The sequence below is a fragment of the Pseudomonas sp. S2_B10 genome (assembly GCF_054668425.1).
On sequence record NZ_CP162768.1, the window covers coordinates 5,781,578 to 5,806,090 of the forward strand.

At 58.4% G+C, this 24,513-nt stretch carries 20 protein-coding genes; 13 read left to right on the plus strand and 7 right to left on the minus strand.

Features of this window, described 5'->3' with window-relative positions; translation table 11 throughout:
• Positions 1-11: 11 nt before the first annotated feature.
• Positions 12-1,172: an outer membrane beta-barrel protein gene (locus AB4O45_RS25980; protein WP_315435006.1), complete on the minus strand. Its 1,161-nt coding sequence runs from the start codon at positions 1,170-1,172 to the stop codon at positions 12-14.
• A 51-nt stretch (positions 1,173-1,223) separates the two neighbouring features.
• Complete coding sequence (gene rfaH, locus AB4O45_RS25985) at positions 1,224-1,742, minus strand: transcription/translation regulatory transformer protein RfaH (RefSeq protein ID WP_056785643.1); 519 nt, start codon at positions 1,740-1,742, stop codon at positions 1,224-1,226.
• Between the two features lie 684 nt (positions 1,743-2,426).
• Between rfaH and AB4O45_RS25990 the strand changes: the two genes are divergently transcribed.
• A complete protein-coding gene (locus AB4O45_RS25990) occupies positions 2,427-3,401 on the plus strand; it encodes an NAD-dependent epimerase (protein WP_056785646.1) in 975 nt (324 codons plus the stop codon).
• Between the two features lies 1 nt (position 3,402).
• Here AB4O45_RS25990 and AB4O45_RS25995 read toward each other — a convergent pair whose 3' ends face one another.
• A complete protein-coding gene (locus AB4O45_RS25995) occupies positions 3,403-3,612 on the minus strand; it encodes a hypothetical protein (RefSeq protein WP_315435007.1) in 210 nt (69 codons plus the stop codon).
• A 94-nt stretch (positions 3,613-3,706) separates the two neighbouring features.
• Entirely contained in the window at positions 3,707-4,633 is a 927-nt protein-coding gene (locus AB4O45_RS26000) for an alpha/beta hydrolase (protein ID WP_460160829.1), read from the minus strand.
• 118 nt (positions 4,634-4,751) lie between these two features.
• Between AB4O45_RS26000 and AB4O45_RS26005 the strand changes: the two genes are divergently transcribed.
• The 9 genes from AB4O45_RS26005 to AB4O45_RS26045 all read left to right on the plus strand — a co-directional run bounded on the left by AB4O45_RS26005 (position 4,752) and on the right by AB4O45_RS26045 (position 14,163).
• Positions 4,752-5,657 (plus strand): LysR family transcriptional regulator, encoded by a 906-nt coding sequence (locus AB4O45_RS26005; RefSeq protein ID WP_460160830.1) that lies wholly within the window; start codon positions 4,752-4,754, stop codon positions 5,655-5,657.
• A 202-nt stretch (positions 5,658-5,859) separates the two neighbouring features.
• A complete protein-coding gene (locus AB4O45_RS26010) occupies positions 5,860-7,107 on the plus strand; it encodes an ABC transporter substrate-binding protein (protein ID WP_052392174.1) in 1,248 nt (415 codons plus the stop codon).
• Positions 7,108-7,184: 77 nt separating this feature from the next.
• On the plus strand, positions 7,185-8,060 hold the full coding sequence (locus AB4O45_RS26015) for a branched-chain amino acid ABC transporter permease (RefSeq protein ID WP_353187781.1): 876 nt from the start codon (positions 7,185-7,187) through the stop codon (positions 8,058-8,060).
• Positions 8,061-8,071: 11 nt separating this feature from the next.
• A complete protein-coding gene (locus AB4O45_RS26020) occupies positions 8,072-9,853 on the plus strand; it encodes a branched-chain amino acid ABC transporter ATP-binding protein/permease (RefSeq protein WP_460160831.1) in 1,782 nt (593 codons plus the stop codon).
• Positions 9,846-10,550, plus strand: coding sequence for an ABC transporter ATP-binding protein (locus AB4O45_RS26025; protein ID WP_073474647.1), 705 nt, complete (start codon positions 9,846-9,848; stop codon positions 10,548-10,550). The genes AB4O45_RS26020 and AB4O45_RS26025 overlap by 8 nt, the downstream gene beginning before the upstream one ends.
• A 33-nt stretch (positions 10,551-10,583) precedes the next feature.
• Positions 10,584-11,354: an SDR family oxidoreductase gene (locus AB4O45_RS26030; protein WP_150635418.1), complete on the plus strand. Its 771-nt coding sequence runs from the start codon at positions 10,584-10,586 to the stop codon at positions 11,352-11,354.
• Positions 11,355-11,378: 24 nt separating this feature from the next.
• On the plus strand, positions 11,379-12,533 hold the full coding sequence (locus AB4O45_RS26035) for a glycerol dehydrogenase (RefSeq protein ID WP_460160832.1): 1,155 nt from the start codon (positions 11,379-11,381) through the stop codon (positions 12,531-12,533).
• A gap of 100 nt (positions 12,534-12,633) precedes the next feature.
• Positions 12,634-13,170: a 2,4'-dihydroxyacetophenone dioxygenase family protein gene (locus AB4O45_RS26040; protein ID WP_024012829.1), complete on the plus strand. Its 537-nt coding sequence runs from the start codon at positions 12,634-12,636 to the stop codon at positions 13,168-13,170.
• Positions 13,171-13,257: 87 nt separating this feature from the next.
• Positions 13,258-14,163: a LysR family transcriptional regulator gene (locus AB4O45_RS26045; protein ID WP_016774575.1), complete on the plus strand. Its 906-nt coding sequence runs from the start codon at positions 13,258-13,260 to the stop codon at positions 14,161-14,163.
• A 121-nt stretch (positions 14,164-14,284) separates the two neighbouring features.
• Here the strand turns inward: AB4O45_RS26045 and AB4O45_RS26050 are convergent, their stop codons facing one another.
• From AB4O45_RS26050 to AB4O45_RS26060, 3 genes are all read right to left on the minus strand, one after another.
• On the minus strand, positions 14,285-16,744 hold the full coding sequence (locus AB4O45_RS26050) for a fimbria/pilus outer membrane usher protein (RefSeq protein ID WP_460160833.1): 2,460 nt from the start codon (positions 16,742-16,744) through the stop codon (positions 14,285-14,287).
• A gap of 197 nt (positions 16,745-16,941) precedes the next feature.
• Complete coding sequence (locus tag AB4O45_RS26055) at positions 16,942-17,691, minus strand: fimbrial biogenesis chaperone (protein WP_460160834.1); 750 nt, start codon at positions 17,689-17,691, stop codon at positions 16,942-16,944.
• Positions 17,692-17,758: 67 nt separating this feature from the next.
• The gene (locus AB4O45_RS26060; protein WP_083352866.1) at positions 17,759-18,364 is read right to left on the minus strand and encodes a fimbrial protein; all 606 of its coding nucleotides are present in this window, start codon (positions 18,362-18,364) and stop codon (positions 17,759-17,761) included.
• A 320-nt stretch (positions 18,365-18,684) separates the two neighbouring features.
• Here AB4O45_RS26060 and AB4O45_RS26065 point away from each other — a divergent pair, with 320 nt between their 5' ends.
• From AB4O45_RS26065 to AB4O45_RS26075, 3 genes are all read left to right on the plus strand, one after another.
• Complete coding sequence (locus AB4O45_RS26065) at positions 18,685-19,905, plus strand: EAL domain-containing response regulator (RefSeq protein ID WP_056785675.1); 1,221 nt, start codon at positions 18,685-18,687, stop codon at positions 19,903-19,905.
• Positions 19,906-20,078: 173 nt separating this feature from the next.
• Complete coding sequence (locus AB4O45_RS26070; protein ID WP_041478777.1) at positions 20,079-20,786, plus strand: response regulator transcription factor; 708 nt, start codon at positions 20,079-20,081, stop codon at positions 20,784-20,786.
• Between the two features lie 7 nt (positions 20,787-20,793).
• Positions 20,794-24,426: a transporter substrate-binding domain-containing protein gene (locus AB4O45_RS26075; RefSeq protein ID WP_258708114.1), complete on the plus strand. Its 3,633-nt coding sequence runs from the start codon at positions 20,794-20,796 to the stop codon at positions 24,424-24,426.
• The last annotated feature ends 87 nt before the right edge of the window (positions 24,427-24,513 follow it).

The window sequence follows — 24,513 nt, forward strand, 5'->3', positions numbered from 1 at the left end:
GCCCAACCCTCCTAAAGACTGACGTCGAACGTGATCTGGAAAACATTGCGGGTGAAGCTTTCGTTGTCGGCATCGGAGTCGTTGTCGCGGTGGCGGTAGGCGACTTCGACGTCCAGCCAGCGGCGCATTGCGTAATTCACGCCGAGTTTGTAGTCCTGCAAATCGTCGCTGCGGTCCTGGCCTTCGTAGACGTAATGACCCATGCCGGCTTCAGCAATCGTGGTGATGCGCTCGGTCCAGCCGTGGCGCCAACCGATCTGGGTGAAGGTGGCTTTCACCGCGTCGGAGCCGTCATCGCCTTCGGCCATGGCCTGGCGCGCGAGAAAGGTGAAGGTCGAGTAGGTGCGCGGTTTCCACGCCAGATCCACTTGCCAGGTGGGGTTGCTCAGGTCGTCGGAACCGCTCTGGTCGAAATTCTTTCGCTCGTAACCGACGCGCAGCTTGCCGGTGGTTTTCGCTGTCATGTCCCACTCGGCCCCAGCCAGCACCGCGTCGGAGCGACTGCTGCGCGGGCTGTTCGATTGCAGGTAATCGAAGCGGGTGTGGTCGTATTCGAGCAGGCCACGGGTCTTGCTGCCGAGGCGGTGATACCAAGTGCTGGACAGATTGCTGGTGTTGCGCTCCTTGTCATCGTTGATGCCGTCGGAGTTGTCGTAGCGCAGCCTTGCGTAACTGGCGCCGAGGTCGATCTGGTTCAGCGCACTGCGCGCGCCGAAGGTGTAGACGCCGCCGACGCGCTGGCTCTCGATTTTGTCGTTGATGCCGTCGACGGCGGTCGAGGTGGTGCGCTCGTACTTGCGTGCCTCGGCTTCGAGTTTCAGCCGATGCCGGTCGGTGAACTCCATGATGCTGTCGGCGCGCAGACGCTGGGCGGTGTTCGAAGCGTCCGAGGCGCTGTGATAGATGTAGCGGGTCGGCTCCCAGATCACCCGCGTGGCGCTGTTGCGGTCCTCGGCTTTGAGCTCGAAGGCCGGCGCCAGGCGGGTGACCATGGTCGATTCGACATCGTGTTCGACTTCACGAAAGTTGTCGTCGTAGCTTTCCGACAAGGCAAAGGTCGGGGTGAAATCGAAGCCGTACACATTGATCGCTTGCGGCTCAACGCTCCAGGCAGCTTCGGGGGCACAGCAGGCGACGACTAAAACCAGGGAACAGCGAGGCTTCAGAGCCATGGATCACGCTCCTGATTAAGGGGGTCGGGGTCAGGGCGAAGCGGATCCGGACTATTGTCGCTGGCGTTCGAGGTAACTCAGCGGGACGCTGACGTGCTGTTGGCGGTTGAGGAAATTGAGCAGGATCATTACCCGCTCATCGCCCTGCATGGACAGGAACACGCCTTCGAGCGGGGACAGTGGACCCTGGACGATTTGCAGAGGTTCGCCGGGCTTGAGTGTCGGTTCCGCAGGAAAGCCGATCGACTCCTGACTGCGCTCACGCAATTGCGCGATCACGTCTTCATCGACCCGGGCGGGCACATGGTTGAATTCGACGATGCGGCTGACACCACGGGTCGAGCGAATCGGTGCCCAGTTGTCGTCGCGGCTCAGTTGAATGAACACGTAGCCGGGGAACAGCGATTCCAGTGTTCGTTGGCGTTTGCCACGAATACTGCGCTCGCTCATCAGCTGCGGCCGGAAGGTTGAATAGTTCTGTTGCTGCAGATTGAGTTGTGCCCGTTCATCCTGGCGGGGCTTGCACTGCAATAAATACCAGTTAGAGCCGTTGCGGCAAACCGTTAGCATGCTGGAGTACTCCATACATAGCGATCGTTTAAGCAGGACGGCCGATAGCGTGGGACGAGCCGTCATGCTTGCTAGTAGGTAGTAGGCTGATCAAGGCAAAGTGCCGAGCCAGATGCATCAATGTTTATTGGCAGAAGAAGTGTTTCAAAAATGAATCAACTTGTTGGTTATTGTTATATCCGTGGCCGTCTTGGCTATAACGAATCGGCGCGCTTTCATTCAGGCAAAGCTACCGCACGGTTCGCAGTTGCGACCTTCAGGATCCAATTACATAAGTAGCCGGAGAGCAGAAAAGTGCGCGGCGGCGCGAGCTCTTCGGGCAGTGCTAAGTTATCGGCCAGTCTTTGCAAGCTGTCAATTAATAACAGTCAAAAAGACTGCCTTTCATCCGCTGATAATGGCCGTGTTTCGTAAGTCATTGTTTGTGAATGGTGAAATTTATTCGTCGGATTTTTTAAACTTTTCGAAGTTATTGAAGTCGCGGGTGTTAGATGGCGTCCGTGATAGCAAATTAGTTTCAATCTTACATCTTTCGATTCATCGGCAGTTCGACTTTTAAATACCTCGCGTCGGATGCTGCTGGCCAGGGTAACTAGGGTCGTCTATCAATAGTTGCCGTTGTTGGCCGGTAAATGTTCGGTGCTGTGTATCTCCTTAAAGTCCAACCGGTGAGCCGAGGTGATCATGAGTGTTCTGGTGACAGGTGCCGCAGGTTTTATCGGCTATCACACGGTCATGCGTTTGTGTCGCGAGGGGCTCGAGGTTGTGGGTATCGACAATCTCAATCCTTATTACGATGTCAAACTCAAACAGGCGCGTTTGCACAGATTGCAGACGCTGGCCAATTTCACTTTCCATCGACTGGACATTGTTGATCAGGCGGCGTTGAACGCGCTGTTACAGCACGGACACTTCAAACAGGTCATTCACTTGGCCGCCCAGGCCGGTGTGCGCTACTCGCTGGACAATCCTGATGCATATGCGCAATCGAATCTGGTCGGGTTTCTCAACGTTCTGCAGGCATGCCGTCGTCATCCGCCGGAGCACTTTATCTACGCCTCGAGCAGCTCGGTGTATGGCGCCAATACCAAGATGCCGTTTGCAGAAGACGACCCGGTCGACCAACCGGTTTCGTTGTACGCCGCGACCAAGCGTGCCAACGAATTGCTCGCGCACAGTTACTGCCATCTCTACGGCTTGCAAGCCACCGGCCTGCGTTTTTTTACCGTCTACGGTCCCTGGGGTCGACCGGACATGGCGCTGTTCAAGTTCACCGAAGCGATGCTGCAGGGGCGCGCCATCGACCTTTACAACCAAGGCGAAATGGCGCGGGATTTCACCTACATCGATGACATCGTCGAAGGGATTTTCCGACTGCTCGACAAACCGCCCGCACTCAGCGCCGAGCGTGGTACTAACCGGCTGTTCAATATCGGTCGCGGCAGTCCAGTAGCGCTATTGATCTTCGTCGAATGCCTGGAGCAGGCATTGGGCATGAAGGCCCAGCGCCGTTATCTACCGATGCAGGAGGGCGATGTATTGAAGACCTGGGCCGACGTGTCGGCGCTGGCACGCTGCATCGACTTCAGCCCGCAGGTGCCGATCGAGCAGGGCGTGCAAGCGTTCGTGCAGTGGTATCGCGAGTTCTATCAGGTCTGATTCAGTGCAGGGTGACGGCCCTGCGACTTTCCCCGATGCGGATCCGGTCGAGGGCGCGGTTCAACGCATCCAGTGCATCGAGCAACGCGTTGGCCTCGGCTTCACGCCCGTCGCCCCACAGGCGTTCGGCCATTTTGTTCAAGGCCTGAATGGCGCGTTCGATGTCGGCTGCGCTGGCGCTGTTCTCAGGGGCTGGTGGTTTTTTCGGCATTCACGGTTCCTCGGCGGTCGGCAAACCACCATACCGCCAAGGCGCCGAGCTATACAGCCAGAAGTGTCGCCGATCAGCAGCGGACGCAGTTTGGTCAGCGATTAGCCTCAGTCAACCCCGCCTCGATAAACCGCACCGAACTCTCCAGCGCCTGCTGCCCCTCGGCCAGCATGCCCGCGTAGAAATGCCAGGCGTGAAACATGCCGGGCCACACTTCAAGATTGACCCGGACGCGGTTGTCCGCCAGGTGATTGGCCAGACGCATGGCGTCACTGAGCATCAGTTCGTTTTCGCCGATCTGCACCAGAATCGGTGGCAGTCCGGTGACGTCGGCGAACACCGGCGAGGCCAGCGGATGGTTGGCCAGGGTGCAGCCGAGAAAGGCTCGCGCGAGGATGTCCAGCACTGGCTTGGAGTTCAGCGGGTCAAGGCCTTCACGATTGCTCATGGAGGTGCCGGTGTGTTCGAGGTTGGCCCATGGCGAGATGGACGAACCCACCGCAGGCAAGGGCAAGCCTTTGGATTTTGCCGCGACCATCACGCTGACCACCATCGCGCCACCCGCCGACTCGCCTGCGAAGGCAATCTTGCTGGCGGCGATGTTCTGCTCAAGCAACCACTCATAGGCGCGCAAAGTGTCATCGATGGGGGCGGGGAATTGATGCTCGGGTGCGAGGCGGTAATCCGGCATGTACACCCGCGCGCCGAGCATTTTTGCGTAGTTGCCGCCGATGCCGTGGTAGCCGTCAGGTCGACCGACGATGTAGGCACCGCCGTGGATGTACATCAGCACCGCGTCGGTCTTGAGTTCATCCGGAGTCACCAGCGTAGCGGGCACGCCGCCCATGTCGACTGCTTCAAACCTCACGCCAGCCGGCGGTTGATTCTGCCCGAGCATTTTTGCGTAGGCATCGCGGATGTCGCTCATCTTTGTGGTGGTATCGGTGCCCTTGAGCACGGGTACCAGATCGCTGAGGCTGTTGGCCCAGGTTTGTACGGCTGCTTTTACTTCAGTGTTCATATGACCTCGATCAGGCGTTGGTGATGGCTTAACTAATCGAGATGGTATGCTCATGATTGGGGAATAGGGTTCCCCATAACCGGTGCCAACCCGCCTGAATGCCAAACCCGGAGGCCTCATGGAACTGCATAACCTGAACGACATCGCCGCCTTCGTCGCCTCGGTGGATGCCGGAAGTTTTACGGCGGCGGCCAGGCAACTCGGGCTGACTCGCTCGGCCGTCGGTAAATCGATCGTGCGGCTCGAATCGCGTCTGCAGGTCCGTCTGCTGAACCGCACCACCCGCAGCCTGAGCCTGACCGACGATGGTCGGGTGCTGTATGAGCGATGTGTGGGCATCCTGCAGGATCTGGACGAGGTCGAAGAAGCTTTGGCGTTCCGCCGTTCGACGCCCAGCGGCCGCTTGCGCATGAGCCTGCCGGTAGCACTGGGCCGGCTGCACGTTGTGCAGCACATCGAGCGCTGCCTGAGAGACTGGCCGTCGCTCGCCATCGACGCGACGTTTTCCGATCGGCTGGTCGACCTGATCGACGAGGGTTTCGATCTGGCGATTCGCATCGGTCCGCCCAAGGAAGACTCCGGGCTACTCACGCGCACGGTGGCTTACCAGCAAATGATCACCTGTGCCTCGCCCGATTATCTGAATGAACATCCGGCACCGCAGACACCCGAAGATCTCGCCGGGCATGCGTGCCTGCACTTCGTCAGCGGTGGCCGATTGCTGCCGTGGAATTTTCGCGTCAATGGTCAGCCTGTGTCGGTCATTCATGCCGGGCGGCTGCAGATGGACAGCGCTGAAGCCTTGCATCAGGCGACTGCCGCCGGCCTCGGTATCGCGACGTTGCCATCCTATGTAGTCAACGATGACTTGCGCAGTGGCAAGCTCGTGCAGTTGCTCGCAGATTACGCCGAGGCTGCCGAGCCGATCCGGGTGATTTATCCGAGCAAGCGACACCTGTCGCCGAAGATTCGGCTGTTCATCGACAGGCTGGTGGAAGCGTGGTCGCCGGCGCCTTGGGACTGATCAATCGGCGATAGAAGCTGTGCCGAAAATTCACAGCAGGTGTGCTTTTTCAGCTATATCCAGCCAATCTTGGCGAGCCGTACTCTTGCAAACAGTGGCGCAGAAACTTGCGTGTCATCGCCACTGTAATCCGATGATGTCTGTGCTCGGCACGGATCATTTGAAGGAACAATAAAAACAATATCTGCGGGAGATGAATCCAATGAGACTCGCTCAAGAGGAAGCCGTGGCCGTGGCGGCTACCGCGAAAAGCTGGCTGAAAGCTGCCGGCATCCTGCTTTGCCTGTCCACTCCGGTTGCCGCGCTCGCGGACATCAGGATCGGTGCGCTTTATCCCCTGAGTGGATCCCTGGCGTTGCTGGGCGACGAGAGCTTCCGTGGCCTCGAACTGGCCGTCGCCGAACGAAATGCCTCGGGCGGTTTGAAGGGCGAGCCGATCAAGTTGCTCAAGGCCGACGCAGTCGATGCGGGACAAGCGGTCGGTGCCGCGCGCCGGCTCACCTCTGTTGAGAACGTCACTGCTGTATTTGGCAGCTATTCCTCGGCGCTGTCATTTGCGGCCACGCAGGTGACGGAGATGGCGGGGGTGCCATTTTTCGAATTGGGTGCGGTGTCCGACCACATCACTGAGCGTGATCTGAGCTACGTGATGCGCAGCAACCCGACCGCCAGGAATTTTGCCGAGGGCACCATTACCGCCATCACGGAGATTGTCAGCCCATCGCTCAAGGTCGATCCGAAACAATTGAAGGTCGCGATCATCCACGAGGATGCGCTGTACGGTACGACCATCGCCGGGTTTCAGAAAAAAATCGCTCAGGAGCAAGGTCTGAATGTGGTCGAGGTACTACCGTATTCGGCCAAAGCGGTCGATCTCTCATCGCTGATCCTGCGTTTGAAAGGCGCCCAGGCGGATGTGGTATTGCAGACCAGTTATCAGAACGACACGACGCTGTTTTTCCGCCAGATCCGCGAAGCCGGTTTCAGGCCCAAAGCCGTTATCGGCGCCGGCGGCGGCTATTCCATGCAGGACACGGTCAAGGTCGTCGGCGCAGCCAATATGGAAGGCGTGCTCAATGTCGATTTCCCACAGTTCCAGACCAATGAAAACGGCGCTCCCGGTATCGGTGCGTTCGCCAAGGCATACAAGGATCGCTACGGCAGCGAACCGCGCTCGGGCCACAGCCTGATCAACTATGTCGGGGCGAAGATATTCCTCGATGCCATGGAAAACAGTACTTCGCTGGACGCCGATGCGATCCGTGCCTCGGTGGCAACCATCGATATTCCTCTCGGCGGCACGGCTGCCGGCATCGGTGCCAGGTTTGGCAAGAACGGCCAGAACCAGCGCGCCAATACGGCAATCATGCAGTGGCAGAACGGACTGCTGAAAACCGTTTACCCCCAGGCAGCCGCCGTTGCCCAAGCGCGTTTTTCCGACCAACCCTGATACCTGAACCCCGCAATCTGCTGAAGCTTGATCATTGAGCTTCACGGGTTCGTTCGCTCGCAAAGAGGGCGCCAACCGTGGAAATTTTCATCCAGCTCCTGTTGAACGGCTTATTGCTCGGTGGCACGTTGGCCATCATCAGCATCGGCCTGACTTTGATTTTCGGCATCGTGCGTGTGGTCAACTTCGCCCATGGCGAGTTTCTGATGATCGGCCTGTATGCCGTGTACTTGCTGAATTCGCACTTCGGCATCCACCCGTATATGGCGATCATTCCTGCAACGATCCTGTTGTTTGCCGCTGGTGCGGCAATGCAGCGTTTCATCATTCAGCCGTTGCTTGGCGCCGAGGGACATATCCAGATTTTCGCCACCGTGGGCGTCTCGATTGCCCTGATGAACGGCGCGTTGCTGATCTTCGGTGCCGACGTCATGACGGTGAAGAACATCAGCGTCGGTACCACGACCGTCAGCTTCGGCGCCTTTCGCGTCAGCAGCGGTCAGTTGATCACGTTTGTCGCGTCGCTCGCACTGGTCGCGGGGCTGCACTGGTTTTTGCAGAACACCTTTCTCGGCCGGGCTGTCCGCGCTACTGCACAGCATCGCAACGCGGCGCAACTGATGGGTGTCAACGTCAAAAACATCTATGTGTTTGCCTTCGGCCTGGGTTGCGCCTGCCTGGGCGTCGCCTCGGGACTGATCGCTCCGCAATATCCGGTCTTTCCAACCGTTGGCACTTTCTTCGTGCTGACGGCGTTTGTGATTGTGGTGCTGGGCGGCCTGGGCAGCCTGTCCGGCGCACTGATCGGTTCAATGCTGATCGGCATCGTCGACAGTCTCGCCGGTTACTACATCGCGCCGGACCTCAAGGAGGTCGTCTATTTCACGATTTTCCTGGGCATCCTGGTGTTTCGTCCGACAGGCCTTTTCGGCTCCGGTCGCGGGTCTGAGTGAGGAAAATGGTCATGAATATTTTGCACCCGCGTGTCTATGTCAGTGCACTGGCCCTGGCGCTGTTATTGATCATTCCATTGAGCGTTGGCTCGCCGTTCGTTTACCACCTGTTCATCCTCATATGCAGTTATGCGGCACTGGCCAGTGCCTGGAACATCGTCGGTGGGTTTGCCGGCCAGCTGTCGTTGGGGCATGCCGTGTTCTATGGGGTGGGCGCTTACACGACGACGCTGCTGATGATGAAACTGGGCATCAGTCCATGGATCGGCATGTTCGCTGGCGCAATCCTGTCGTCGATTGTCGCGGTGCTGATCAGTTGGCCGTGCTTCAGGTTGCGCGGGCCGTTTTTTGCCTTGGCGACCATTGCGGTGCTGGAGGTCGTGCGTCTGGTGGCGATCAATCAGCATGACGTGACCGGTGGTGCGGCAGGGCTGGGCGTACCGCTGAAGCTCGGTTTCGAGTGGATGTTGTTCCGCCCGCGCTGGCCGTACCTGCTGATCGCCTTCGCGTTTCTGCTCATCACATTGGCGGTGTCGTGGAAGATCAAGAATTCCCGACTGGGTTATTACCTGATCGCCGTGCGTGAGCGTGAAGACGCCGCCCATGCGGTGGGCGTGAACTCGGTCAAGGTCAAGCTGATCGCCGTGGTGTTGTCCGCATTTATCACCAGCCTGGTCGGCAGCTTTCATGCGATGTACCTGACCTTCATCGAACCCGGCTCGATGTTTTCTCTCGAGATGTCGATTCAGATCGCCATGTTCGCGTTGATTGGTGGACTGGGCACGGTATCGGGACCGCTGATCGGCACTTTGCTGGTGCTGCCGCTGGCTGAACTGGCACGCGGCTGGCTTGGCGATCTGGGCAGCGGGGTGCACGGTCTGGTCTATGGCATCGTGCTGGTCGTGGTGGTGCTGACTATTCCGCAAGGCGTGGTGGGGCGTTTTGGGGCCCGGATATTTGCCTGGATCGACTCATTGCCCGGCGGCCGTCGTTCGATGGCAAATACAAAAGCACCGATCGGGCTGACCTTGGCGCAAGCCCACTCGGCCATGCACGGTGAGCCGGTTCTGGTCGCAGAAAACCTGCACAAGTTCTTTGGCGGACTGCACGCCACCAACGATGTTTCGCTGAGCTTGGCCGAAGGCGAAATCGTGGGTGTGATCGGCCCGAACGGCGCCGGCAAAACTACGGTGTTCAACCAGCTCTCCGGGTTTCTTCTGCCATCCAAAGGCCAAGTGAAAGTGCGCCTGCTCAATGGCGACTGGGTCACCCCGAACAGCCCGGCCGAGTTCGCCCGGGCAGGCATTGGCCGGACCTTTCAGATCGTGCAGCCATTCGCTGATTTGAGTGTCTGCGAGAACATCATGCTCGGTGCATTCATGCACACCGCCGACGCGAAGGAGGCGAGGGCGATCGCCGAGCAAGTCGCCGAGCTGACCGAACTCACCGCGCTGCTCGACACCCGGGCGCGCAACTTGACGGTCGGCGGCATGAAGCGCCTGGAAATGGCCCGCGCTCTGGCGACCCGCCCGCGCATCCTGCTGCTCGACGAGGTCATGGCCGGCCTCAACCCGACGGATGTTGCCAAGGCCATCGCAGTCATTCGCCGGGTGCGTGATTCGGGCGTCAGCGTGTTGATGATCGAGCACTTGATGCAAGCCACCATGAGCCTTTCTGACCGCATCGTCGTGATCAGTTCCGGCACGCTGCTGATGCAGGGCGCGCCTCACGATGTGATCAACGATCCTCAGGTTATCGAAGCCTACCTCGGTAAGGAGTACAGCCATGCTTAAACTCGACAACGTCCACAGCGGCTATGGCGGTACGGAGATCCTTCGTGGCGTGTCGTTCGAGGTCAATGCCGGTGAGGTGGTGACTATCGTCGGCGCCAACGGCGCCGGCAAAACCACGACCCTGCGCAGCTTGTGCGGCATCGTCACACCGTCCCAAGGCACGATCGAATTCGAAGGCCAGCGCATCGATGGCAATCGCCCCGATCAGATTGTCGACGCGGGCCTGACGCTGATACCGGAGGGGCGCCAGTTGTTTCCCTTCATCAGCGTGCGCGACAACCTCTTGATGGGCGCCTACAAACGCAGTGCACGAGCGGGCTACAGGCAGCGTCTGGACAATATTCTCGATCTGTTTCCGAGGGTACGCGAACGCCTTGATCAGAACGCCGGGACACTGTCGGGCGGCGAACAACAAATGGTCGCCATCGCCCGGGGCCTGATGGCCGAGCCGAAATTGTTGATGTTTGATGAGCCGTCGCTGGGCCTGTCACCGCTGCTGGTGTCGCAGGTCTTCGAGATCATCAACAGGATTCTCCAGCTGGGCACCACCGTGTTGATCGTCGAGCAGAACATCGTTCATACGCTGCGCATTGCTCATCGAGGTTACGTGCTGGAGAACGGCGAAGTGGTGCTCAGCGGCACCGGCCAGGAACTGCTGGAGAACCCGCACGTCAAGCGTGCTTATCTGGGGCTCTGACCCAGTCCATTCATCTGCAAGCGAGAGAAGGTCATGACTCATTCCAGACACGCCGGGCGCACCGTATTGGTCACCGGTGCCGGTGGTGGCATCGGTGCGGCGATCGCGCGGTTGTATTGCGAAGAAGGTGCAGCCGTGGCGCTGCTCGACGCTGATGCCGACAAGGCGCAACAGCAGGCCGGGGCGTTGCGTGATGCGGGTTTTGCGGTCGCGTGGGCGCAGGCTGATGTCGCGAGTTTTCAAGACTGCGCTGCTGCCTGCGAGCGCTTGCAAGGTGAGCTCGGCCTCATCGATACCCTGATCAACAACGCCGGCATTTCGCCCAAACACCACGGCGCACCCGCGCCGATCTGGACCATGGCGCCGGATGAGTGGCTGCGGGTGGTCGATATCAACCTCAATGGCTCCTTCAACCTGGTGCGAGTGCTCGCGCCCGGCATGGTCGAGCGCCGGTTCGGGCGCATCGTCAATATGTCTTCGGTGGCGGGCAGCGCGTTCTTGCCGATTGTCGCAGCGCACTACAGTGCGACCAAAGCCGCAATCATCGGCTTTACCCGCCACCTGGCCGGCGAACTCGGGCCGTTCGGTGTCACCGCCAATGCGCTGGCACCTGGACGAATCGAAACGCCATTGCTCAAGACCGTATCGGCCCAGGCCAATCAAACCGTGGTCGACGAGACACCGCTGCGCAGGCTGGGCACACCGCTTGAGGTGGCGAGAGCGGCGTGTTTTCTCACGTCAAGCGAAAGCGACTTCATTACCGGCCAGGTGGTTGATGTCGCGGGCGGCTGGTTGATGCGCTGATGACTTCTTGCGAGGACGTTTGTCATGGTTAAAACGATGGGATTTCCCGGGCGCTACGAGCAGGGTCCGAATGCATTGCAACAATTGGGCAGAGTGCTGAACGACATGGGCCGATCACGGCCGCTGGTGCTTTGCGATGAGTTTGTCGCCCGGCATCTATGGCCGCAGGTTGGCGCCACGTTGCAGGACCAGGGATTGGAGCCATTGCACATCGAGTTTCCCGGCGAGTGCACGCGCGCTGCGATTGCGCAGTTATCCGAGCAGGCATTGCTGCACGCCCCCGACACGATCATTGCGCTGGGCGGTGGCAAGACCATCGATACGGCGAAAGGGCTGGCGGCCAATCTCGACGTACCGATCGTTGTCTGCCCCACAATCGCTTCAAGTGACGCGCCAACGAGTCGGCTGATCGTGCTTTACGACGAAGAGCACAAAGTGGTGGGCGTGGAGTTCCTGAAGATGAATCCCGCTGCGGTGATTGTCGATACAGAGGTCATCGTTCAGGCGCCGGCACGGTTCTTCGCGGCCGGGATCGGCGATGCCATCAGCAAGAAATTCGAAGCCCGACAGTGCTACGCCGCCGGCGGCCACAACTCTTTCGGCACACCGCCTCTGCACACGGCGTTGATGCTCACCAACCTGGTTTTCGACACGCTGATGCAGTACGGCGTCCCGGCTTATCAGGCGGTGTGTCGTCATGAACTCACCGATGATGTCGAGCGGGTCATCGAAGGCACCGTGCTGATTAGCGGTGTCGGTTTCGAGAGCGGTGGTTTGTCACTGTCCCATGCCCTGGTTCGGGGGTTGACCGCGATACCGGCGATGGCGTCGATGCTGCACGGCGAACTGGTAGCGTTCGGCACGCTGGTGCAGATGGCGGTGGAGGCGCGACCGGTCGAAGAGATTGAACAGGTCGCGCGTCTGCTGCACGCGGTGAAGCTGCCCGTGACGTTCGCTGAGCTGGGTCAGCGCACGCCATTGACGACGGCGCAGATCACTATCCTCGTGGACGCGACCTTATCGGCGGCATACGCCAGAAACATGCAGCCGCCCTTGACCTACCAGCGCCTGGTGGAAGGATTGGCGGCGGCTGACAGCCTGGGTGCGCGGTTGATCAGAGGCTGCGCGAAGCCGCCCGCGACGCTGTGCTCCTGTGTCACAACAGGTATGACCAAGTAGCTGTTTTCTCCCGTACAGCGACGCCATAACCTTTCCCTCAAGCGAAATCCTGGCGCAATCAAGTGCTGTGAGTTCGTCAAGAAAACCTAGAGGCCTGACAATGAATACTCCTGTTAAACCTGATGAGCTCGCCATTGCGTACCAGTTGCCGCAAGTTCCATTCATGACGCCCGACATGGTGCATCCGGGCGTCATGACGCAGTGGCTTGAAGACGATGCGCTGTGGGTGCCGGTAACGAAATCTGTCTCCTTCAAGCCATTGCTGCTCAACACCAGCGGCGGCTATTACATCAACCTGTTGCGGGTGCGTCAGGCCGGCGTGCTGTCGCGTCACCGCCATACCGGCGGCGTGCATGCGATCGTGCTCAAGGGTCGCTGGTACTACCTGGAGCATGACTGGGTCGCGGAGGAGGGGTCTTTTGCCTATGAGCCGCCCGGTGAAACGCATACCCTGTTCGTCCCCGAGGATGTGAGTGAAATGATCACCTGGTTCCACGTGCAGGGTGGCTACACTTACGTCGATCCGCAGGGCGTTGCCGTGGGTTACGAAGATGTGTTCACCAAGCTTGAAGCCGCCCGAGCGCATTACAAGACGCTGGGTTTGCCGGACGACTACATCGAACAGTTCATTCGCTGACCCGGACCCCAGGAAAAAGCGCGCTTCGGCGCGCTTTTTCATAAGCGTTGAGACAACATGCCTTCAAGCTTTTCGCCAGGACCGGCCATGGACAATTATTCGCAGCTGCTCGCTTTTATATGGTCTACCGAATGTGGAAGTTTTTCTGCTGCCGCGCGCGCCCATCACCTGACGCCATCAGCGGTCAGCAAACTGATCACCCGCCTGGAAGATCGCTTGCAGGTCCGGCTGTTCCAGCGCGGCTCACGCGTGCTGACGCTGACCGAGGAGGGCGCCGCTTACCTGCGCAGCGCCAAAGCCGTCGTTGAAGCCATGAACGAGGCGGACTCGCTGGCCGAGGCGTTGCCCTCCAGGGTCAGTGGCACCCTGCGCATCCACACCATGACCTCTTTCGCCAAACACCAGATCGTGCCGTGGCTACCGGAATTTCTGGATTTGTATCCCTCACTGGACGTTGAGATTCAACTCGGCGCGCAATTCGTCGATCACTTCGAGCAAGGGCTCGATATCGCCATCCACAGCGGCGTATTGCCCAGCTCATCACGCATTGCCAGACGCATCGGCGAATGTGAATGGCTGATCTGTGCCTCGCCGCAGTACCTGGCTGAACACGGCACACCAACCACACCCGCAGATTTGCTGAATCATCGTTGCTTCAATTTCAGCTTCGTCAGCCCGTGGAACAAATGGTCATTTTTGCAGGATGGAGACGGCGTCTCGGTACCGGTGACCGCCAGCGCGTCTTTTACTCAAGGCGATCTGTTGCGCGACATGGCGCTGTCAGGCGCTGGCGTGGTGAAGCTTGCGGACTTTCATATCGGACTTGATGTAAAAGCGGGAACGCTGGTGCCGTTGCTTGAGGATTTCAAAACGGGTGTGGTTGAGCCGATCTACCTGCTTTATTCGGATCGCAAGCATTTGAGTCCACGGATACGAGTCTTCATCGAGTTTTTTCAGAACAAGTGGCGTGAGCATCCGTGGAAGGTCTCCTGACGTTCAGCTCTGGGACCAGCGTATTGATCAACGCGATGCTCAAACTGCGCATTAAAAAGCCCTGAATCTTCAGGGCTGAGTTTTGGTTGAGGGGGCGTAGAGTGACAAGCTCGCGGTCGGTCTACTTCGCGCTCGAAGAGCAAGCCAACCGATATTGCTCGTAATTCAAACCTTCGACCTTTTCCGGCAGCTTGTATGGCACGGGGCAGCTTTTGCCCTGCCACTTGATGGTGATGACACCGTGATCTTTGGTCACCAGCGCCAGGGCCTTGCCTGTCGGATCTGACAATGCCAGTTGTTTGCCGTCGCTATCCAACAGCACCGCGCCGAATGGAATCGGCTGGCCGTTGGCATCGTACAGTTCAAACTGGACGCGTCTGCCTTTGCTGCCTTCGAAGCGTGCAAGAACTATCGAACCTCGTCTTGGCACCAGTTGCTGGGTGGCATTGTCCAGCTCGATCTCACCGCCCAGGTTACGCGTGTCCAGCGTTACCCAGTTCACGCGGTACGGTTGCGCGTTAGGCAGAACCGCATAGCCGTTCAGGCCGGTTTTCACACCCGAATAGCTGCTGACTTCGACGCCCGACATGCCGGGCACTTCCACCAGACCGAACGTTTCACCGACGGTCTGGCCCATATTGATGCCGCCTGCATGGGCCACCAGCGATCCGGCGGCACTCAGGTTCTGTGATTCATAACCGTTGCCTCGGTTGTAACCCAGGCTCAGGTCGCCCATCGATGTGCGGGTACTCAGGCTCAGCGAGCCAGATCGATCGCCTTGGACACTGCGCCCGGTCTGCACGGAATAGTAGGTGTCGCTGTCCTCGGTCAGATAACCGTTGATCCCGGCTTGGGTGCTGGTACCGGTGTTCTGATGGTTACTGGAAATGTAGGCGCGCGGTGCGCGGGGTGTCGAACCGAGCGGAAACGAAATCGAGACGCTCAGTTGTGTGTCGTTGCTGGTGTCACCGCGCGCGCCGAATTCCTGGGTTTTGCTCAGGCTGATGTTGTAGTTCAGGTCGCGCCAATTGTTGTTGTAGCCGGCGGAAAAGCTCCGCGAGCCACCGCGATCCCAATAGCGCTGGTCACTGGCGTTCAGGTACAGCGAGCCGAACTGGCGTGCTTCGCCCAAAGTCTGGTTGACCGTGAGGTCGGTGCGGGTTTTGGAATTACCCAGGCGCCGGGTGGCCCCGGAGCTGGTGTCCTGGACATGGTCGGTCAGCGTGCGGTAACCCTCGGTCGAATAACGATAAGCGGCGAGGGTGAAGCTGGTATCGGTGCCGGTGAAGGTCTTTGCATAGAGCGCGCGTATGCTGCTGCCCTGGGTGGTTTTGCCGAATGCCTTGCTGGACGATTGCGTCACGTCCAGGGACATTGCGCCAATCGAGGTGTTCTTCGCCGCACCGACTGAAATCGCCTTGAAACCATTGCTGGCCTGAAGGCCGGCAATGCCTGTCAGGTTGCTGGTCAAGCCGTAGGCGAACGTGCCGCTGAGGAAGGCGGGCTTGTCATAGCCCTCGCTGTTGTTATTGAATTTGCCGCTCGACAGGCTGTACTTCAACTGTCCCTCACGCACCATCGTCGGCAGGGCGGAGAATGCCTGTCGGGTGACCTTGCGCCGTCCATCTGCTTCAACAATGGTGATCTCCAGATCGCCGTTGGAGCCCGATGGATAGATGTCACTGATCTCGAACGGACCCGGCGGCACGTTGGTGGTGTAGAGAATGTAGTTATCCTGGCGGACCTCGATCGTGGCGTTGGTTTCAGCAACGCCACGTATGATCGGCGCATAGCCGCGCTCGCTGTCTGCGCGCATGCCCTCATCAGAGGCCACCTTGACGCCTTGATAGCGCACGCTGTCGAACAGATCCGAGTCGGAAAAGATTTCCCCCGCACTCAGTTGCCCCTTGATCGCCGTGAGGTCGCGCTGGATGAAGGTGCGGTTGCTGACGAACCGATTGGGCCGGCCGGTGGAGCTGCTCAGGTTGGACTCGTTGCGCAGCCGCCAGGCGCCCAGGTTCAGGCCGTTGCGAAGCCCGAGGTTGTTGGAAATTTGCGTCGAGTAATCGGTTTTGCTGCGGGTGCTGCTCAGCTGGTAGTTGATGAAACCGGCGGCCACACCTTGGTCCCAAAGCTCTGGATCTACATAGCCGCGCATGCCACGCGCCATGGCGACCTGCGGCACGCTGATATTGAGGCGCAGGCGGTTGGCATCGAAGCTGAGACTGGCTTGCTCGATCATTGCAGGCAGGTCGTAGTGATCGGCAGGGTGTTGCTCGTCAACCAGACCCTGCTCACGAAGTTTGCGCATGTCCACACCCAGCTGCTGCAACAGTTCCAGAGTGATGCGTGGCTCGACTTTGCCGTTGACCGGGTTGGCCGCGAAATCAACGTCGCGTCGACCGACCAGCGTGCCGTTGCTGAAAACGTCAACGCGGTATTGGCCCGGCAGTACGCTGTTGGCATTCAACAAGGGTTGCAGATCGACCGCTGATGACCCTTCAAGAAACAACGTATTGAAAGCTTCACCCGCTACCGCGGCCGGCGCGTCGGCACCTATGGCAAATCCACAGATAGCCATGTTGATTGCAAAGCACAATGGATGCAGGCAGCCCAACGCCGCTTTGTTTTTCTGGCGCGCAACATGATGCTTAACACAACTTTCAGATGTGTGGTGTTGGGAGGGAAACATGCAATTTGCCTTATCAGTCCGTGTTGCTTCAACCGGAGTCCGGAACTTGTGAATAGCTTGTAAGTTGGCAGGGTGGGGTGGGGGATTTACTGGGCGGAGGCATCTTTCACGCGCTCGGCATGGCTTTCGGCAACGCTTAGTGGTGCATCGAATCGTTGTTGTGCGCCGTAATCGTTAATTGCTGAAAAACTCAAATGCGAAGTACCAGCTGGCAGATCTTTCAGATTGAATGAGCGAACTTCCCCTGGAACGATCATTGTCGAATCAATTACCAATTCCGCTTTTTTTCCTGCAACGACTTTCAGATCGGCCAGCGACACGTGGTAGTTGCTTTGGTTTTTTACTTTCAGCACCGACTTGCCAGCCTGAGTGACCAATTGCCATGCAAGTTGCTCCGGTGCCTTTGCGGCATCACCGGTGAGTCCGTCCGGGCGGAAGAAGACCTTGATACGCTGACGTACCGCCAATTGCAGCGTGTTGACATCGGCAGCACTGGCCTGGGGGATTTCCTGCACGTTCAGCCATACCACCGACTCCTTGTCCGCAGGCATGCCGCGGCCTTCATAAAGAATCCTCAGTAATTGCTGTTGATTGGGCTCAAGTTTGGCCAGTGGTGGAGTAACAGCGAAAGGCGGTGCGCTGCCAGTCGTGTCGCCGGCATCGAGCCACGATTGTGCGAGGATGGTTTGCCCGCCGTTGCGCACCGTGACGTTCGCCTCTTTGTGCGCGCCATCGAAGATGATCCGGGTGGAGCTCAGAGAGATGCTGGCGAATGCCGAGTGCGTCATCAACACCCCGGCAAGCCCCAGGCAAAGCGGAAAATAGCGACTTAACATAGTTTTCACCGATTAATGGCCGGGGAAGGACGAGGCACAGCGGCCCCGTCCGGGTATTGCGCGTTGCTTATTCGTATTCGAGAACGAACGGCAGAGTGGCGTTACCGGTACCTGCAGTAGCAGCGGTCTTGTCGCCGGTGGTGACGTAAGCGGCTGCGAACGACAGGGTGCCGTCGCCGCCAGTGGTGCCGTCGCCAGTCAGGCTGGTCTGCACTTTGGCGGTGGCTTCGGAGCTCAGGTCGATCAATTGGCCATTGCTGTCCAGCAGCGCGATACCTACGCCTTTGGCCGCATCGGTACCTTGCAGCTTGAGAACTTTTTTGCCATCAACCAGGCCCGAACCGCCGTTTACGGTTGGTTTGAACAGCATCGAAACCTTGGTGCCAGCGTTGCAGTTCACTTTCAGGTTGAAATCGTTGGCGGCCACACGACCGGCGCCCGGAGCAGAGTCGGTGCCCATGTCTTTGATCGACACGCTGCCCATGTCCACGGCAATCATCTTGTCGTTACCCGAAGCGCCGTCTACCGAGCAGGCGTCGTTGTTGATAACGCCGGTGAAGCTGATTTGACCGCTGCCGCCCTTGACAGCTTTAGCGGCTTCTTCTTCAGCCACTGCACCAGTGGAGGCAGCCAGTACGGAAAGAGTGAGTACTGCGAAAGCGAACTTTTTCATGTTTATATCCGAAGTTATTGTGAAGTGCTGCATTGAAATGCCAGGCCATATTAGGTGTGCGGTGGTGGCGGGTCTTTGGGATTTGTCTTAAAGCGATAAATGTGCGAGCCAGTCAGTAATATGGCAGTGGCGTATTCATATTTGCGGTAATGGTGCAGCGAACCAAATGAGACAATTCTCAAAGTCGTGCGGTCTTTGTCTGGCTAGTATTCGCGGATGCAGAAATTCTCAGTCAACGCAAAGTTTGTGAGCGGGCGTCCTGCTTGAAAGATTATTCAGACTTTCGCTATTAACGACTGATAGAAAGAGGTTCCAGGTTTGTGAACACGCTTCGTATATTGGTCTTGGAAGATCACGCCTTTCAGCGCACGGCGGCAGTCAGTGCGCTTAATAGTCTGGGGTACAAAAATATCTTTCAGGCGGCTGACGGCAAGGATGCGCTGGCTGTGATATCCCAGGCTGGAGGCGTGGACGTTGCATTGTGTGACTTGAGCATGGCCGGGATGGATGGTTTGACGTTCTTGCGCCTGGCGAGAGAGGCCGGTTTGATTCGTGCAGTGATCATCTGCAGTTCACTGCCTGAAGACTTGTTGCGCACGGTTGATCGAATCGTCACGTTGCAGGGGCTGGAATTGCTTGGCAGTGTCGGCAAGCCTCTGATGATCGATGTGCTGGGGCCATTGTTGGCGCGTTATCGGCCGCACACTCCGGGCGATACCAAAGTGGTGGAAAGTCATCTCGATCAGCCTTCGGAGAACGAAGTGCTCGAAGCGATACGCCGTCAGGAATTTCGCGCCTACTTCCAGCCCAAGTTTCATCTGCGCAGTGGTGAGGTGGATGGCGCCGAGGTGCTGGTGCGATGGCAGAGCCCCAGTCGCGGCTTGCTCTCGCCAGGCATGTTCTTGCCGACGATCGAGCGCTGCGGGCTGCTCGATGAGATGTTTTTCAGCCTGCTCACGCAAGGCTTGAGTCTGCAGCGCTTCGTCCAGTCTCACGGCAAGCCGTTCAAGCTGGCGTTCAATCTCGACGTGACGCAGATGGCCAATCCGAATCTTGTCGACCGGATCAAGGCGCTGTTGCGCATCCATGGCGCCTCGCCAGCTGGGCTCATTTTCGAGCTCACGGAAACCGGCCTGCTGCAGATGCCCGAGATCAGCATGGAAAACATGGTGCGTCTGCGCATGCTCGGCTTCAGTCTGGCAATCGATGATTTCGGTGTCGGCTATTCTTCACTTGAGCGGCTGTGCCAGATGCCGTTCAACGAAATCAAACTCGACGCCGGCTTCGTGCAGAATTTCCATCAGGCGCGCTACAGCGCGGTCATCCACGGGGCGTTGGCCTTGGCGCGGGAATTGGACATGCGCGTGGTGGCAGAGGGTATTGAAACCGCAGATCAGGTTCAGCATCTGGCGCGGCTTGGTTGTCAGTGGGGGCAGGGCTTCTTCTATGCTCGCCCGATGAATTGGGCGCATTTGGTCGACTGGCGTTTCGAAGGCCAGAAGTCGTCCTGGCGCCGCGCAATAGGCACATCCGATCGTTGATGCAAGCGGCATTCTGACTTTTGGGACAAAGCCCTATTTCGTCACGCCTTCAAAACACTCATCATGTGCCGAGAAATCAATCAGATGCACCTGAATGCTTCGGTGATGCCCGGGATTTGCTGCGGTTGCCAAGTGCTGATGGTCCTCCAACACTCTTCATCATGGAGCTGTTCATGCATTGGTCAGTCGTGAATCCGTTACGCGTTGCCATCCTTGATGATCACTCGCTCATACGTCTGGCGATGAAGTCGCGGCTGACGCGCGAAGCCGAGTTCAGTGTCGTAGGTGTGTATGGCAGCAGCGCGCAGTTGCTCACCGGATTGCGCGAAATCGACATCGACCTGCTGATACTCGATTACAAACTGCACGATGGGGAGCTGGACGGGCTCAATCTGATCCGCCTGCTGCGCAAGCAATATCCGGGCATGCGCATCCTTGTCTCATCTTCCGAAGAGCGCCCGGCGGTAGTGAATATGGCGATCGGGGCGGGCGTCAGCGGATTCTTCGGCAAGTCGCAGTCGGTCGATGACCTGATCACCGCCATCCGCAGTGCTGCGTCCGGCCAGTTGTATCTTTCGCCGGAAATGGCCTTCGAACTCGATGTGCTGCCTGCGTCGGTCGACGAACCTGCTGGTGCCAATGACGATGGCGCGGCGCACGGCGACGACTTCCTCAGTAATCCTCTTCTGTCACCGAAAGAAAAAGAAGTATTGCGCTGCTGCCTCGAGGGGATGGGAGTGACGCAGATCGCTTTGAAGTTCTCGCGCAGTCGCAAAACCATCAGCGGGCAAAAACAGGCCGCTTTCAAAAAGCTTGGCATTCGTGGTGATGCGGAGCTGTTCAAGTTGCAGCACAGCCTGACGGCGGACAACCAGGGATAACTCGCTTATGTTTCATCTGTTGCGCGGTGTTTTGCTAGTCAGTGTGCTTGTCATGTTCGGTAGCGGGTCGTTGTGGGCAGCAGAGCCGCGCACTCTGCAGGTGTTCGGTCGGTCTGACTGCAAGGAGCTACAGGTCGATCTGGCCAATGAAGACTGGAGTTGGCTGCGGCAGAAGCGCAGTCTGGTGCTGGGCTCGGCGCTTCCGGATTTCCCGCCTTATGTCATGACCGCCAGCGGTACGCGGTACGAGGGAATAGCCGCCGACATCGCCTGCATTATCGGTCAGGCCTTGCATGTCGAAGTTACCGTCAAGGCTTATCCCGACCGTCGCGACGCCATGGCGGCGCTCGAGCGTGGCGACATCGACATGCTGGGCAGTTCCAACAGTTTCGAGTTGATCGACGGCCTCGTCACGCTCAGTAAGCCTTATGTCGAAGACGTGCCGGCAATGTTCATGCGCGGTGATGATCGGCGCCCGATGCCGGCCAATCTGGCCGGTTTGCGTATTGCGGTTGCCGACGATTACCTGCCTTCCAGTCAATTACACGCGTTATACCCCAACGCCGAATTCGTGCTTTTTCCATCGAACGAGTTGGCACTGGCTGCGCTGGCTTTTGGCAAGGTCGACCTGTTTCTCGGCGATACGGTGTCGAGCAATTACCTGATCAACCTCAACTACTTCAACTATGTGCGGCTGCACTCTTTCGTCAAAACCCAAACCAGCGGTTTCAGCTTTGCCTTGCGCCGGGGCAACGACCAATTGCTGCGTCTGATCGATTCGACCCTCGAGTCGCTGGGTGATGCGAAGATTGCCGAAATTACCAAGCGCTGGTCGGGCGGCGGCGGGGCGCTGACGCCCAAACGCATTGACCTGACACCCGGCGAAGCACGTTGGCTTGAGCTGCATCCGGTCGCGCGGTTCGTGATCAATGACGATCAGGCACCGTTTGCATTCTTTGATGGTGACGGCAACTTTGGCGGGATCGGCGCTGATCTGCTCGAGCTCATCCAGCGGCGTACCGGCTTGCAGATCAATGTCGAGCGCACCGACAGCTTTTCCAGTCTGAGCACGCGTCTGCTGGATGGCAGCGCGGATATTTCTCTGCTGACACCAACGGTCTCGCGGGAAGTCGGCATGCGTTTCACTCATCCGTTCCTTGCCAGCCCCTTTGTGATCGTCACCACCAAGGACGCAGGCGCGCCTTCAAGCCTGCAGGAGCTGCGCGGCAAGCGCGTCGCAGTGCCCGAAAGTTCGGCTGAGCGTGAGCTGCTCAAGGACTACCCCGACATCGAGATCGTTGATAACGAAACAGTTCTGGGCGCCTTGGCTGACGTGAAGGACGGTCGAGCGGACGCGATGATTACCACGTTGCACAGTGCGCGCTACTACATCGCCCACATCTACAGCGACAGCTTGCGTATCTCCAACATCGTCGGCATGAACAAAGGCTTCCTCGCTTTCGCCGCGCGGCGTGCCGATACCGAACTGGTCAGCATTCTGAACAAGGCGCTGCTGAGCATTCCGCCGGATGAGCTGGACGTAATCCTCAACAGGTGGCGTCCCATTGCAGCGTTTTCGGGGTTGTCGTGGCGCGATTACAAGGCGCTGATCTACCAGATCAGCGCTGGCGCGTTCCTGATTATCCTGGGATCGCTGGCGTGGAATTTCTACATCCGTCGGCAGATTCGCGAACGCAGTCGTGCAGAGCGCTTGCTCGGCGATCAGCTGAAGTTCATGGGGGCGCTGATCAACGGCACGCCGCATCCCATTTACGTACGTGACCGGGAAGGTCGGCTGGTGACCTGCAATAATAATTATCTGCAAACATTTGGCCTGTCAGAAAAGGACGTGATCGGCAAGACCGTGCTCGAAAGCGGCAAGCGCAATCGTCAGGAGGCGTTGCAATTTCACGACGACTACCTGCGCGTCATCGAGCAGGACGAACCTTACGAGGTGGATCGCACGCTGCATGTGGGTGATACGCGGCTGATCATTTACCACTGGATCCAGCCGTATCACGACACGGCGGGTGAAGTCAGAGGCGTGATCTGCGGCTGGATCGATATCAGCGAACGCCGTGAACTGATCGAGGAGTTGCGTTCGGCGAAAGAGCTGGCTGACGAGTCGAGCCGCGCCAAAACCACGTTCCTGGCGACCATGAGCCACGAAATCCGTACGCCGATGAGCGCCGTGATCGGCATGCTCGAACTTACCCTCAAGCGTGCCGAGCAAGGTCACTTCGATCGGCCGGCGATTGAAGTGGCATACGACTCGGCAAAAGGTCTGCTGGAACTGATCGGCGATATCCTCGATGTGGTACGCATCGAATCGGGCCATGTCAGCCTTTCGCCGAAACGTGCCAACCTGCGCGAATTGGTCGAATCCGTGGCGCGGGTGTTCGACGGCTTGGCCAGGCAGAAGAGTCTGGTGCTTAAGCTCGACATCGACGCCACTGTCGGCTGTGACGTATTGGTTGATCCGATGCGCTTCCAGCAGGTGCTCTCGAACCTGGTGGGCAACGCGATCAAGTTTACCGACACCGGTCATGTCACCGTCTCGATTCGCGGCCAACGTCTCGCTGACGAACGCTTACAGGTCGACCTCAAGGTCGAGGACACCGGCATCGGCATTTCCAGCGCCGATCTGCAGAATCTGTTCCAGCCGTTTTCCCAAGCCAATCATGGTCCCTCCAGCAGAGGCGGCACCGGTCTGGGACTGGCGATCTCACGTTCATTGTGCGAATTGATGGGCGGGCGGCTGAACATTACCAGTACGCTTGGCAAAGGCACCTGCCTGGAAGTGTCGCTGTTCTTCAATATTCTCAGCCCGCTTGGCGGCAAAGTGCTGCCTGTTTCGGTTGTTCAGGACAAACCGGTACCGACACTCAGGATTCTCGTAGTCGATGACCAGAGCGCCAACCGCCTGCTGTTGACGCAGCAGCTGAGTTTCCTTGGCCAGGCGGTGCGTGATGCCGCCGACGGTGCCCAGGCATTGGCGCTGTGGCGCTCGGAGCCGTTCGACATTGTGATCACGGACTGCAACATGCCGGTCATGAACGGCTATGAGCTGGCCCGCACCATTCGCCAGGACGAACGCGAAAGTGGTGGATCGCCGTGCATCGTACTGGGCTTCACGGCCAACGCGCAGCCGGAAGAAAAAGTGAAATGCCGGGAGGCCGGGATGGATGATTGTCTGTTCAAACCGATCAGTCTCGGCACCTTGTCGATCATGCTTGCAGGCTGGGAAAAAAATGTTGAAACCCAGCCATTTGAAAGCCCGCCTGCGGCGACTATCAAGGAGCTGGGTTCGATTCGCGAGCGTCTTGACGAGCTCACCGGAGGCGATCTCGACATGATGAAAGAACTTCTGCGCGAGGCGCTGTCGAGTTGCGAAAAGGATCTGGAGGAGTTGCATTCGCTAATACCCGAAAGCGATCCCGGGCTGTTGGCTGACCTGGCGCACCGCATCAAGGGGGCGGCGCGCATTGTTGCCGAGCATCAGGTCATTGAGGCGTGTAACGAGCTTGAAGCCGAGTGCGAGGCGCCTGTTATCGATCCGCTGGACCTCAATCGCAGTGCATTGAAGCTGGAGCATGCACAGGCTGATCTGATCAAGAAAATCAAACGGATCGAGCTGTAAACGTATCGGCTCATGACCATCCGACTGGCCTTGCATTAAAGCTGACGTTAAAGATCATTTTGCAGCGGGCGATACCTTGGTAATAAC

Bases quoted from the DNA above. Each gene is read 5' to 3' on its own strand.
- AB4O45_RS25980 (WP_315435006.1), bottom strand. From the start codon at position 1,172: ATGGCTCTGAAGCCTCGCTGTTCCCTGGTTTTAGTCGTCGCCTGCTGT.
- rfaH (WP_056785643.1), bottom strand. From the start codon at position 1,742: ATGCTAACGGTTTGCCGCAACGGCTCTAACTGGTATTTATTGCAGTGC.
- AB4O45_RS25990 (WP_056785646.1), top strand. From the start codon at position 2,427: ATGAGTGTTCTGGTGACAGGTGCCGCAGGTTTTATCGGCTATCACACG.
- AB4O45_RS25995 (WP_315435007.1), bottom strand. From the start codon at position 3,612: ATGCCGAAAAAACCACCAGCCCCTGAGAACAGCGCCAGCGCAGCCGAC.
- AB4O45_RS26000 (WP_460160829.1), bottom strand. From the start codon at position 4,633: ATGAACACTGAAGTAAAAGCAGCCGTACAAACCTGGGCCAACAGCCTC.
- AB4O45_RS26005 (WP_460160830.1), top strand. From the start codon at position 4,752: ATGGAACTGCATAACCTGAACGACATCGCCGCCTTCGTCGCCTCGGTG.
- AB4O45_RS26010 (WP_052392174.1), top strand. From the start codon at position 5,860: ATGAGACTCGCTCAAGAGGAAGCCGTGGCCGTGGCGGCTACCGCGAAA.
- AB4O45_RS26020 (WP_460160831.1), top strand. From the start codon at position 8,072: ATGAATATTTTGCACCCGCGTGTCTATGTCAGTGCACTGGCCCTGGCG.
- AB4O45_RS26025 (WP_073474647.1), top strand. From the start codon at position 9,846: ATGCTTAAACTCGACAACGTCCACAGCGGCTATGGCGGTACGGAGATC.
- AB4O45_RS26030 (WP_150635418.1), top strand. From the start codon at position 10,584: ATGACTCATTCCAGACACGCCGGGCGCACCGTATTGGTCACCGGTGCC.
- AB4O45_RS26035 (WP_460160832.1), top strand. From the start codon at position 11,379: ATGGTTAAAACGATGGGATTTCCCGGGCGCTACGAGCAGGGTCCGAAT.
- AB4O45_RS26040 (WP_024012829.1), top strand. From the start codon at position 12,634: ATGAATACTCCTGTTAAACCTGATGAGCTCGCCATTGCGTACCAGTTG.
- AB4O45_RS26045 (WP_016774575.1), top strand. From the start codon at position 13,258: ATGGACAATTATTCGCAGCTGCTCGCTTTTATATGGTCTACCGAATGT.
- AB4O45_RS26050 (WP_460160833.1), bottom strand. From the start codon at position 16,744: ATGGCTATCTGTGGATTTGCCATAGGTGCCGACGCGCCGGCCGCGGTA.
- AB4O45_RS26055 (WP_460160834.1), bottom strand. From the start codon at position 17,691: ATGTTAAGTCGCTATTTTCCGCTTTGCCTGGGGCTTGCCGGGGTGTTG.
- AB4O45_RS26060 (WP_083352866.1), bottom strand. From the start codon at position 18,364: ATGAAAAAGTTCGCTTTCGCAGTACTCACTCTTTCCGTACTGGCTGCC.
- AB4O45_RS26070 (WP_041478777.1), top strand. From the start codon at position 20,079: ATGCATTGGTCAGTCGTGAATCCGTTACGCGTTGCCATCCTTGATGAT.
- AB4O45_RS26075 (WP_258708114.1), top strand. From the start codon at position 20,794: ATGTTTCATCTGTTGCGCGGTGTTTTGCTAGTCAGTGTGCTTGTCATG.